Here is an 11,430-nt window from a genome sequence, read left to right as displayed (position 1 = left end):
GTGCTGGGCCGGGTAGCCGGGGTCGGTGGCCGGGTCGTCCCCGGCGCGCGGCACCGGGAGGGCCCCGGTGTCACCGGATCCGGCCGCCGCCCGGCCGTTCGGCACGGCGCGCTGGACCAGGGCGTGCGCGGTGAGCACCCGGCGGTGCTTGCCGAGCCCGTCGGGCAGGGCGAGGTACGCGAGCCGGACGAGCCGGGGGTAGTGCTCCACCAGCGCGGCCGCCGCCTGCTCGGGGGAGACGCCCGGGGTGGTCTCCGGGCGCCGGTGACTGGTGGGTTTGACGTCGGGGGAAGACAGATCGCTGGAGGACACACCCGGCTGAACGAGCGGGCGGCGCCGAGGACACGCGGGTGTCCGGGGGTGTTCGCCGCTGACCGGACCGGACCCGATCGCTGTCCCCGGCGTCCGGATCCGGCCGCCCGGGCCGCCATGTCCGGTCGCCGGTATGGCCGTTGAGTGTTCTTGCCGGTGTTCGCCCGCCGCTCATACATTCGGGGCCCGGTCGCTGTCCCGGCGGCGTGGCGAGGAGGATCCGGTGAAGGTCACCCCGCAGAAGCAGGCGCGGTTCGGAGTCACCGTCGAGGGGTTCGACCTGTTCTCCGCGGCCGACTCCGATGTCATCGGCCTCAGACGCCATGTCCACCGGGAGAAGATCGTGCTGCTCAGGGGAGGGCGGCTCTCCCTCGCCGCGGGGGCCGAACTGGGCCGCAGGCTCGGCGTGGTGGAGAGCGGGGACGCGCCCCCGTACCGGCGCGGGGGGATCTGCGGCCTCCCCGTCCCCGCCGCGGGCAGCGGCGGCCCGGGCTGGCACGCGGACCACCAGGGCACGCCGAACCCCCCGGCGCTCGCCCTCGTCCACGCGCAGCAGGTGGCGGCGCGGCACCGCGGCACGTACTTCATCGACATGGGCCGCGCCTACGCCCGGCTCCCGGCCGCGCTGCGCCGCGCCGCCGCCCGCACCCGCGCCGTGCACAGCCCGTACCGGCACGGCGCGGTGCGCGGGGCGCCGGGCCGGTCGGCGGCCGGGGCGCGCGGCGTGATCCACCCGACCGTCTTCACCCATCCGGCCACCGGGGAACGCGTCCTCTACCTCAGCGAGGGGTTCACCACCGCGCTGCTCGACGAGGCCGGTACCGTCCTCGGCCCGGAGCTGCTCACCGCCCTGCTGGCCGGCACCGGGCAGCTGGACCCGGCGTACCGGCACGAGAACATCCACCTCCAGTCCCTCGACGAGGGTGAGCTGCTCCTGTGGGACAACCGCAGCCTGGTGCACCGGACCTGGCCGGCACCGCCGCCCGGCGGGGCTCAGCGGCGTTCGAGGTAGGCGAGCACGGCCAGCACCCGCCGGTTGTCGTCGTCGGACACCGGGAGGCCGAGCTTGGCGAAGATGTTGGAGGTGTGCTTGGCGACGGCGCGTTCGGTCACCACCATGCGTTCGGCGATGGCGGCGTTGGAACGGCCCTGCGCCATCAGCTCCATGACCTCCAGTTCGCGCGGGGTGAGCCGCTCCAGCGGGGAGTCCTGGGTGCGCTGGGCGAGGAGCTGCTGGATGACCTGCGGGTCCATGGCCGTGCCGCCGCCGGCCACCCGCCGTACCGCGTCGACGAACTGGTCGGCGTCGAAGACCCGGTCCTTGAGGAGGTAGCCGACCCCGCCGTGCCCGTCCGCCAGCAACTCGCGGGCGTACAGCTGCTCCACGTGCTGGGAGAGGACCAGCACCGGCATGCCGGGCCGGTCCCGGCGGGCCGCCAGCGCGCACTGGAGGCCCTCGTCGGTGAAGGACGGCGGCAGCCGGACGTCGACGACGGCGACGTCCGGCCGCAGTTCGGCCAGCGCGCGGGTGAGGGCGGGGCCGTTGTCGACGGCCGCCGCGATCTCGAAGTCGTGCGCCTGGAGGAGCCGGGTGAGCCCGTCCCTCAGCAGAAAGAGATCTTCGGCGAGAACGACGCGCACCCGGTTACCTGCCTTTTGCTGTCCGTCGGGAGCGGCCCAGCCTACCGGCCGGTGCCCGGTCAGCCGCGCGGCAGCACGGTGCCGAGGACGCCGGTGAGCGCGTACCAGTCGGAGCTGACGACGCTGGCGTGCGCCCCGGCCAGTTCGCCGACGCGGGCCAGCGCCTCGGCCTCGCCCGGGTCGGTCGGGCTGATCGCGGGCGGCACGTCGTGGGCGTTGGTCATCACCAGCAGATAGTTGTGGGCGGCGTACCAGGAGGTGTCGATGGTGCCGTCGGTGTACAGCGGGGCGTGGCCGTCGAAGACGACGAACCACGGGCGGAGCGTGGCGTCCGCGTACCGGCCGGTGCGCGGGTCGCCGGCCTCGGCGTGGTGGACGGCGGGGAAGGCGGCGGCGGTGTCCAGACGCCCGGCCGCGGCCAGGTCGCGCAGGTGGCGGCCGTACTCCTCGTCGGTCCACAGGTTGTCGAAGGGGTTGCCCTCCTCGACGGTGCCGGGGATGAGGTGGAAGAGGAACTTGCCGGCCAGTTCGTCGCGGGTGGGCCAGCCGTCGGCGCGTACGGCGTCGTCCAGGGTGGCGTGTCCGGCGGCGAGTTCGCCGGGGCGGTAGACCGCGTCGCCGAGGACGCGGTTGACGAGCGCGTCGAACTCGGCGGGGCCGCGCCCCAGGTTGGCGGCGAAGCCGTCCTTCATCTCGATCTTGATGAGGATGGGCCGGTGGCCGGGGTTGCCGTCGTGCCAGGCGCGCAGGTCGGCCAGGCAGCCGGCGAAGCCCTGGTTGCGGGGCTTGGTGCGCAGTTCGGCGGGGGAGGAGGCGTTCTCGCAGTTGTTGTCGTTGCCCAGCGGGTTGCTGTGCGAGACGCGCCAGGTGCCGCCGAAGAAGTTGGTCCACACGTCGAGTTCGAGCATGCCGGCGCCGGAGTCGAGGCCGTCGGCGAGGTAGGTGAAGGTGCTCTTCTCGTACGCGTTGTGCACGCCGACCGTGGTGCCGTCGTCGAACGGCAGGGCGCCGTCGGCCGCCGCGGCCGGGGTCTCCTGGGTCTCGGCCGCGCCGGCGGCGGTGTGGGGAACGGTGAGGGCCAGTGCCGTCGCGCTGATGAACAGGAGGTTTCTGATGCCGCGGAGGTTCCGGTTGCGTCGCATACGTCGCCCGCGCTCTCTGTGGGGGAGCAAGTCCCGTTCAGCGTAGGCGAGTTGGTCTACACCTGGATGAGCCGGGGGTGAACGGGTTCCCTCAGCCGCGCGCCACCGGAGGGTCGCAGGGCACCTCGATGGTCACCAGCGTCGGCCCGCCCCGCGGGCTGGACAGCGCCAGCACCCCGTCGAACGGGCCGAGCCGCCGCTCGATGCCCCGCAACCCCGTCCCGCCGTCCAGGGACGCGCCACCGCGCCCGTTGTCGGTCACCGCGATCTTCAGCGTACGGTCCGCGTCGCCGTAGAAGATGTCCAGCCAGATGCGGTCGGCGCCCGAGTGCTTGGCCGCGTTCGTCAGCACCTCGCTCACCGCGAAGTACGCGGCGGTCTCCACCGGCTCGGCCAGCCGCCCCGGCAGCTCCACGTCCACCTCCACCGGGATCCGCATCCGCAGCGCCAGCGCCCTGACCGCGTCCCCCAGACCCCGTTCGGCCAGCACCGGCGGGTGGATGCCGCGCACCAGGTCGCGCAGCTCGGTCAGCGCCTCGGCGGAGGACGCCCGCGCCTGCGCCAGCAGCTCCCTGGCCTGCGCCGGGTCCTTCTCCAGCAGGGCCTCCACCGCGCCCAGGCTCATGCCCATGGCGACCAGCCTGGCCTGCGCCCCGTCGTGCAGGTCCCGCTCGATGCGGCGCAGCTCGGCGGCGGAGCTGTCCACCGCGTCGTGCCGCGTCTCGGTCAGCCGGGCCACCCGCTGGGCGAGCTGCTGCTTGTGGCTGGCCCCGATGAAGACGCGGCACAGCACGAAGTGGACGCGCAGGATGAGCGGGTTGACGAACAGCCCCAGCACGGCCAGGCCGATGCCGGTGACGGCGGCGAGGACGGCGGTGAACCAGGAGTCGACCGGCACGAACGCGAACCAGATCGTGCCGGACGCGTCGACGACCGGCTGCCAGACCCCGGCCAGCAGCACCAGCCCGTACACCCCGTGCAGGAACAGCGCGGGCGCGAACACCAGCACGGTGAAACCGGCCGTCGCGTCCACCAGCAGCCACAGCAGGTCGCGCCAGGTCGCCGGGTCGCGCAGCAGCTGGACCGTCCGGTCGACCTGCCCGGCCAGCCCGTCCCGCTCCTGCGGCGGCGGCCGGTAGGCGGAGCGGATGGTGACCCCCGACCAGTCGTGGGCGAGCCGCCGGCGCTGGTTGGCGTGCGCCCGGGTCAGGCCGATGACCAGCGGGGTGGACAGGAAGCCGAGACCCAGCGGGAGGAAGACCAGCGACAGCACCGAGAAGATGAACAGCAGCAGCGAGCCGATGATCGAGGCGAGCATCAGCAGCAGTGCCCTGGCCGTCGCCAGCAGGGCATCCCGTGCCCGTTCGGTGCTCATGGTGTCCGTGTCCTCCGCCGCAGTGCCGTGGTGGTGCGTGTACGGAGGACAGTCTTCAGCACCGGGCGGGGGCCGGGCACGGGGGCCGCGACCCGGAGCCGTGGTGTATCCAGCTCCACCACGGCTCCCGGGCCGGTGCGCCCCGGTCCGCGTCCGAGCTGCCAGCCGCGGACCGGGGACGTGCGCGGTACGGCACCGCCGCCGGGAGGCCCGGGCGCCGGTGCCGCCGGGCTCAGACCAGGCCGGCCTCGGCGAGCGCGGTGCCGCAGGTGTCGGTGATCAGCCGGGTGACGACGTACGGGTCGACGTTGGCGTTGGGGCGGCGGTCCTCGATGTAGCCCTTCTTGTCCCGCTCCACCTGCCACGGGATGCGGACCGAGGCGCCGCGGTCGGAGACGCCGTAGCTGTACTGGTCCCAGGGGGCGGTCTCGTGCGCGCCGGTGAGCCGGTCCTCGACGCCCACGCCGTAGTTCTTGACGTGCTCCAGCGGCTTGCCGTCCTTGCCCAGGGACTCGCACGCGGCGATGATCGCGTCGTAGTTCTCGCGCATGGCCTTGGTGGAGAAGTTGGTGTGCGCGCCGGCGCCGTTCCAGTCGCCCTTGACCGGCTTGGGGTCCAGGGTGGCGGCGACACCGAAGTCCTCGGCGGTGCGGTAGAGCAGCCAGCGGGCCACCCACAGCTGGTCGGCGACCTCCAGCGGGGACAGCGGGCCGACCTGGAACTCCCACTGGCCGGGCATGACCTCGGCGTTGATGCCGGAGATGCCCAGGCCCGCCTTCAGGCAGTTCTCCAGGTGCGCCTCGACGATGTCGCGGCCGTGGATCTCGTCCACGCCCACACCGCAGTAGTAGCCGCCCTGCGGGGCGGGGAAGCCGCCCTCGGGGAAGCCGAGCGGGCGGGAGCCCTCGAAGAAGGTGTACTCCTGCTCGATGCCGAAGACCGGCTCCTGCGCCGCGAACTTCTCGGCGACCGGGCGCAGCAGGGCGCGGGTGTTGGACACGTGCGGGGTGTCGTCGGTGTTGTAGACCTCGCACAGCACCAGGATGTCGTCACCGCCCCGGATCGGGTCCGGGTAGGAGGCGACGGGCTTGAGGACACGGTCCGAGGCGTGGCCCTCGGCCTGGTTCGTGCTGGAGCCGTCGAAGCCCCAGACCGGGGGCTCGGCGCCGTCGGCGAGGATCTTCGTCTTCGAACGCAGCTTCGCCGTCGGCGAGGTGCCGTCGATCCAGATGTACTCGGCCTTGTAGCTCACGGTCGTGCTCCTTGAGGAGGTCATCGCATCGGCGTGTGGGGGAGTGCGGGATGGTCCATACGCTGTCGCCACCCTCGCCATCCGCGATTTCCGAGCAGTTGCCCGGCTGTTAAGGGGCTGTGAACGGGGTTTGCGGGGAAAGACGCCGTATCAGGAGGTAAGCCGGGCCTTTACTCTGTGTGTCATGTCTCTTCCTCTGCGCATGCGTTTCGGTCTCTTCGGCACCGGCCCGTGGGCCGGCCTGACCCAGGGGCCGGCCCTGGCCGGGCATCCGGGAGTGGATCTGGTGGGGGTGTGGGGCCGCCGGCCGGACGCGGCGCGCGAGCTGGCCGGCCGGCTCGGCACCCGGGCGTACGAGGACGCGGACGCGCTGATCGCCGACTGCGACGCGGTCGCGATCGCCCTGCCGCCGGACGTCCAGGCGCCGCTGGCGGTCCGGGCGGCCCGGGCCGGCCGGCATCTGCTGCTGGACAAACCGGTGGCCACGACCGTTCCGGCGGCCCGCGAGGTGGCGGAGGCGGCGCAGGCGGCCGGGGTGGCGTCGGTGGTCTTCTTCACGCTGCACTTCACACCGGAGTCGGCGGCCTGGCTGGCCGAGCAGGGGGCGAAGGACGGCTGGGTGAACGGCCGCGCCGAATGGTTCGCCGGGATCTTCGCCCCGGGCAGCGACAGCCCGTACGCCTCCTCGGCCTGGCGCCGGGAGCGGGGCGGGCTGTGGGACGTCGGTCCGCACGCCCTGTCGGTCCTGCTGCCGCCGCTGGGCGATGTCACCGGTCTTGACGCGGTCGGCGCCGCCCGGGGCCCGGGGGACATGGTGCACCTGACGCTGCGCCATGTCAGCGGCGCCTCCAGCACGGTCACGGTGAGCCTGGGGGTGCCGCCGCAGGCGTCGTCGATGACGGCGGTGCTGCGCGGCACGCCGGGCATCGTCACCCTGCCGGACCGGGACGACCCCGGCCATGTGGCGGCCTTCGCGGCGGCGGTGGACGCCCTGGAGCGGGCGGCCCGTACCGGTGATCCGCACCCGTGCGACGTGCGGTTCGCGCTGCGGGTGACGGAGATCCTGGCGGCGGCCGAGGAGCGGCTGGACGGCTGACGGGCCGGGCGGTGACCGGCCGGTCCCGGCCGGTGCTCCGAACGGACGCGGGCGGTGGTGACACCTCCTCAGACATGAGATCCGTTAATCATGTCATCGGAAGTGTCAGCGCCCTCCGCTGTGCCGCGCCGGGTCCTGCTCGGCGCCACCGCCTGCGTCAGCCTCCTCGGCCTCAACCGGCTTCTCGCCGCCTGCTCAGGAGCCTCCGCCGGCGCGGGCGCGGCCCCCGGCCCCGCCGCCGCCCCGGCCGCCCCCGCCGCCGACTCCTACCGGCTGCGCCCTTTCACACCCGGCAGCGCCCCCGGGGCCGCCCCGCCCCGGCAGCCGGTACCGGTCCGGTCCGAGGCCGCGCTGACCCTCGACCTCCCCGGCAAGAAGATCGCCCTCACCCTGGACGACGGCCCGCACCCCACCTACACCCCGCAGGTGCTCAAGCTGCTGCGCAAGCACAAGGTCCCCGGCACGTTCTTCGTCATCGGCGAGAACGCCCACTCCCACCCGGACCTGGTGCGCGCCATCGCCGACGAGGGCCATCTCGTCGCCAACCACTCCTGGAGCCACCCGCAGCTGGACACCCTCTCCACCAAGCGGGTCCGCCGGGAGCTGGGCGACACCAGCGACCTCATCCAGGACATCCTCGGCGCCCCGCCGGGTCTCGCCCGCGCCCCGTACGGCGCCTGGGACAAGGACGCGCTCACCGTCTGCGCCGAGCTGGGCATGGAGCCGCTGGGCTGGTCGGTGGACACCAACGACTGGGCCCGGCCCGGCACCTCCACGATCACCGCCTCGGTCCTGGACGGCGCCCACTCCGGAGCCATCGTCCTCACCCACGACGGCGGCGGCGACCGCTCCCAGACGGTCACCGCCCTCGGCCAGGTGCTCCCGAAGCTGCTGGACCGCGGCTACGAGCTGGTCCTGCCCGGCTAGGCCGTCTCTTTCGGATCTTCGCGGGCCGCGCCGCCGGCTACGGCGCCTCGCCGCGTTGCCGAACTGCCCGAAGGACACCACCCTGAGGGCACTCCGGCGCCTTGCGATGCACCGCATCCGACAACGCGGCCTGATCCACGAAGATCCGAAAGAGACGGCCTAGGAGCGCGGTTTGCGGCCCAGCGCCGCCGCCACCTCCTGGACGTTCGCGTAGCTACTGCGGCGCGGCAGGGTCCGCACCTGATCGATCACCTCGTCGGGCGCCTGCTCCTCCAGCAGGGTCCGCAGCAGTTCCGAGCGTTTGGCCGGGAAGACCGCGGGCCGCAGATGCCGCGCCAGCTCGGACCGGAACGCCTCGTCCCGCACCTCGCGGTCGTCCCCCGCACCGGGCGGCGGCCCCGTGCCGTCCACGCCCTCCACCGGTTCCGGATCCCGCCAGGCATCGGTCCGGGTGGGGCGGTCCGCCCGCAGCAGCCCCTTCACCTCGTGCTTGAGCCGGTCGTCCTCATGGGCGCTCAACCGGTTGCTGCCCCGCTCCTGCATCACAGGTCCCTCCTTCGTGCCGGGCCGGGCGGGTACCCGGGGTTTGAGAGCGAAACCAGCGGAAACGCGGGTCGGAGCCGCGATCCCAGAACGGTACTCAACGGGATGAAGAAAATAATCATCCCGATATGCGCCAAATGGGGTAATGGGTACACAATGGGAGCAAGGTCTGTAAATGGACTGAGACAGCGCGGTCACACGAATCCCATAGAAGGAGGCGAGTCGCATGGCCGACGTCTCACACCACAGGGGTACGGACGTCTCCCATCGCAGGGACACAACCATGGCGGACCACCCCGACGCACGTGAGATGCGGGAGCGCTACTCCCGTGTGACAGGTGGCGCGACCGTGCCACTGCTGGACGCCCCGGTGTTCCTCGCCGGGCTGTACCTGGCCATCTCCGGCTGGCTGGTGCCGACCTTCATCGCCGCCCAGCCGCGACTGGGTATTCACAACCTCATCCTCGGAATCGCGGTGGCCGTGCTGGCGCTGGGCTTCGCCCTGGTGCCGGAGCGGATGCACGGCATGGGCCTGGCCCTGTGCGTGATCGGTGCGTGGTCGATCGTTGCGATCTGGACGGTGGGCAGCGGTGCCACCGGAGGCATCATCCTCAGCCAGATCATCGTGGGTGGTGTCATCTTCCTGCTTGGCCTTGCGGCCACAGGAGCGGCACTCGCGATGCGTCACAAGCGCCGCCAGCACTACGACGAGAGGCTGGGGGCCCGGTAAGGAGCCAACACCACGACAACAGAACAGGAAAAACACCGGCGGGCAGCCCCAGAAGGGACTGCCCGCCGGTGCGTGCGGTCACGGGGCGCGGCACACCGCGCCCGGCCAGGTCACACGTCGAAGTACAGCTCGAACTCGTGCGGGTGCGGACGCTGCGCCATCGGCGCGATCTCCTTCTCGCGCTTGAAGTCGATCCACGTCTCGATGACGTCCGAGGTGAAGACGCCACCCGCCTGCAGGTAGTCGTTGTCCTCCTCCAGCGCCTCCAGCACGGCCGGCAGCGAGGTCGGGACCTGGGCCAGCTCCGCGTGCTCCTCGGGGGCCAGCTCGTACAGGTCCTTGTCGACCGGCTCCGGCGGCTCGATCTTGTTCTTCACCCCGTCCAGGCCCGCCAGCAGCAGCGCCGAGAAGGCCAGGTACGGGTTGGAGGACGGGTCAGGGGCGCGGAACTCGACGCGCTTGGCCTTCGGGTTCGACCCGGTGATCGGGATACGCATCGCGGCGGAGCGGTTGCGCTGCGAGTACACCAGGTTGACCGGGGCCTCGAAGCCCGGCACCAGGCGGTGGTACGAGTTCAGCGTCGGGTTGGTGAACGCCAGCAGCGACGGAGCGTGCTTGAGGATGCCGCCGATGTAGTAGCGGGCCATGTCGGACAGGCCCGCGTAGCCCTGCTCGTCGTAGAAGAGCGGGGAGCCGTTGCTCCACAGCGACTGGTGGACGTGCATCCCGGAGCCGTTGTCACCGAAGATCGGCTTGGGCATGAAGGTCGCGGTCTTGCCATTGCGCCAGGCGACGTTCTTGACGATGTACTTGAACAGCATCAGGTCGTCGGCGGCGGCCAGCAGGGTGTTGAACTTGTAGTTGATCTCCGCCTGGCCGGCGGTGCCCACCTCGTGGTGCTGGCGCTCGACCTCCAGGCCGGCCTTCATCAGCTCCAGGGTGATCTCCGCGCGCAGGTCGGCGAAGTGGTCGACCGGCGGGGCCGGGAAGTAGCCGCCCTTGTAGCGGACCTTGTAGCCCCGGTTGCCGCCCTCCTCGATGGCGCCGGTGTTCCAGGCGCCCGCCTCGGAGTCGATGTAGTAGTAGCCCGCGTTCGACCGGGTCTCGAAGCGCACGTCGTCGAAGACGTAGAACTCCGCCTCGGGGCCGAAGTAGGCGGTGTCGGCGATACCGGAGGACGCCAGGTACGCCTCGGCCTTCTTCGCCACGTTCCGCGGGTCGCGGCTGTACGCCTCGCCCGTGATCGGGTCCTGGATGAAGAAGTTGATGTTGATCGTCTTGTCCTTGCGGAACGGGTCCACCCGCGAGGTGGACAGGTCCGGGACAAGCGCCATGTCGGACTCGTGGATGGCCTGGAAGCCGCGGATCGACGAACCGTCGAACATCAGCTGCTCCTCCGGGTCGAAGGCCTCGACCGGGAGCGTGACGTGCTGCATGATGCCGGGCAGGTCGCAGAAGCGGACGTCGATGAATTTGACGTCGTTGTCCGCGATGAACTTCTTGATCTCGTCGGCGTTCTGGAACATCCGATCGTCCTCCTTGCCCCACCCTGCGGGCGGGGGAATGCGCAGCTCGGGGTGCGGGCCCGGGGCACGGACCTGCCGGGCCGACCCTAAGAACCGGCCATTTCTCGGGCATGACCCGGGTGTTTCGCCGATGTTAACCAGCCAGGCGGACCAGTCCCCGGCGACTGGCCGGGACGACGGCGCCCACCGGGAGCCGCCCGGATGTCACCCGGACGGCCGCGCTACCGTGGACGGGTGGACAAAGAGGCGGAGAACACGCTCGACAACCGACAGGTCATCGGATCATGGCTGTCCGGCCCCCGGGCCACCGCCGAGAGCATGGGCGTCGACTTCGGGTACCGGGGCGAGCGCTACGGCCTCCCCGAGCACGGCCCCGGCTCCGTGGCCCCGGTCGGCCGCCGCGTCGCCGCGCTGTGCCTCGACTGGGCGCTGTGCGCACTGATCGCATACGGTCTGCTCGCCGAAAGCCCCAGCTCCCTGGGCAACTGGACCCTGCTGGTCTTCACCGTCACCGGCATCCTCACCGTCGGCACCCTCGGCTCCACCCCCGGCAAACGGCTGCTCGGGCTGCGCGTCGTCCACCTCAGCGGGCAGCGGCTGAGCTTCCCGCGCGCCGCCGCCCGCACCGTCCTGCTCGCGCTGGCCATCCCGGCCCTCATCTGGGACCGCGACACCCGCGGGCTGCACGACCGGCTCACCGACGCCATCCAGATCCGCGTCTAGACGGCCTGCCGCCCGGCGTCGCGCTGCCGCGCGGAGCGGCGGCCCCCGAGGGCTCGCGGGCCCGGGCGGGGCAGCGGCACCCGGCATCCGGCACCCGGGGCCCGGCCGGGGGCGTCAGCGGCCCCCACGCCCCATCAGCACCAGCGGACACACGAGGAGGGCC

11 protein-coding genes and 1 pseudogene are annotated in these 11,430 nt (G+C 72.1%); 5 read left to right on the top strand and 7 right to left on the bottom strand.

Translation table 11 applies throughout. The annotated features are described in order from the left end of the window. A pseudogene (locus ACFV5N_RS17395) lies at positions 1-312 on the bottom strand (hypothetical protein); the annotation flags it as partial. Between the two features lie 223 nt (positions 313-535). Between ACFV5N_RS17395 and ACFV5N_RS17390 the strand changes: the two are divergent. Continuing rightward, entirely contained in the window at positions 536-1,324 is a 789-nt protein-coding gene (locus ACFV5N_RS17390) for a TauD/TfdA dioxygenase family protein (protein ID WP_385600208.1), read from the top strand. Here ACFV5N_RS17390 and ACFV5N_RS17385 read toward each other — a convergent pair. The 4 genes from ACFV5N_RS17385 to glnII all read right to left on the bottom strand — a co-directional run bounded on the left by ACFV5N_RS17385 (position 1,306) and on the right by glnII (position 5,722). Beyond that, positions 1,306-1,953 (bottom strand): LuxR C-terminal-related transcriptional regulator, encoded by a 648-nt coding sequence (locus ACFV5N_RS17385; protein ID WP_385600205.1) that lies wholly within the window; start codon positions 1,951-1,953, stop codon positions 1,306-1,308. The genes ACFV5N_RS17390 and ACFV5N_RS17385 overlap by 19 nt on opposite strands. 59 nt (positions 1,954-2,012) lie before the next feature. Next, positions 2,013-3,095, bottom strand: coding sequence for a phosphatidylinositol-specific phospholipase C domain-containing protein (locus ACFV5N_RS17380; RefSeq protein ID WP_385600202.1), 1,083 nt, complete (start codon positions 3,093-3,095; stop codon positions 2,013-2,015). A gap of 91 nt (positions 3,096-3,186) precedes the next feature. After that, on the bottom strand, positions 3,187-4,470 hold the full coding sequence (locus ACFV5N_RS17375; RefSeq protein WP_385600199.1) for a sensor histidine kinase: 1,284 nt from the start codon (positions 4,468-4,470) through the stop codon (positions 3,187-3,189). A 232-nt stretch (positions 4,471-4,702) separates the two neighbouring features. Further along, positions 4,703-5,722 carry a glutamine synthetase gene (gene glnII / locus ACFV5N_RS17370; RefSeq protein ID WP_385600197.1) on the bottom strand — a complete coding sequence of 340 codons (1,020 nt, stop codon included), beginning with the start codon at positions 5,720-5,722 and terminating at the stop codon, positions 4,703-4,705. Between the two features lie 202 nt (positions 5,723-5,924). Between glnII and ACFV5N_RS17365 the strand changes: the two genes are divergently transcribed. Further along, entirely contained in the window at positions 5,925-6,818 is an 894-nt protein-coding gene (locus tag ACFV5N_RS17365; RefSeq protein WP_385600214.1) for a Gfo/Idh/MocA family protein, read from the top strand. Positions 6,819-6,908: 90 nt separating this feature from the next. Continuing rightward, positions 6,909-7,745, top strand: a complete 837-nt coding sequence (locus tag ACFV5N_RS17360) for a polysaccharide deacetylase family protein (RefSeq protein WP_385600194.1) — start codon at positions 6,909-6,911, stop codon at positions 7,743-7,745. A gap of 159 nt (positions 7,746-7,904) precedes the next feature. On the opposite strand, the gene ACFV5N_RS17355 is transcribed toward ACFV5N_RS17360, so the two are convergent. Continuing rightward, entirely contained in the window at positions 7,905-8,288 is a 384-nt protein-coding gene (locus tag ACFV5N_RS17355; RefSeq protein ID WP_385600211.1) for a DUF2795 domain-containing protein, read from the bottom strand. A gap of 283 nt (positions 8,289-8,571) precedes the next feature. Between ACFV5N_RS17355 and ACFV5N_RS17350 the strand changes: the two genes are divergently transcribed. Continuing rightward, complete coding sequence (locus tag ACFV5N_RS17350; RefSeq protein WP_385600191.1) at positions 8,572-9,018, top strand: SPW repeat protein; 447 nt, start codon at positions 8,572-8,574, stop codon at positions 9,016-9,018. A 110-nt stretch (positions 9,019-9,128) separates the two neighbouring features. On the opposite strand, the gene glnA is transcribed toward ACFV5N_RS17350, so the two are convergent. Further along, positions 9,129-10,544, bottom strand: coding sequence for a type I glutamate--ammonia ligase (gene glnA, locus ACFV5N_RS17345; protein WP_346069500.1), 1,416 nt, complete (start codon positions 10,542-10,544; stop codon positions 9,129-9,131). Positions 10,545-10,745: 201 nt separating this feature from the next. On the opposite strand from glnA, the gene ACFV5N_RS17340 reads away from it, so the two are divergent. Next, positions 10,746-11,267 carry an RDD family protein gene (locus tag ACFV5N_RS17340; protein WP_385600188.1) on the top strand — a complete coding sequence of 174 codons (522 nt, stop codon included), beginning with the start codon at positions 10,746-10,748 and terminating at the stop codon, positions 11,265-11,267. The last annotated feature ends 163 nt before the right edge of the window (positions 11,268-11,430 follow it).

The sequence above is a fragment of the Streptomyces sp. NPDC059853 genome, from assembly GCF_042731495.1.
GTDB lineage: Bacteria > Actinomycetota > Actinomycetes > Streptomycetales > Streptomycetaceae > Streptomyces.
This window is presented reverse-complemented; position numbering and strand designations above follow the sequence as displayed.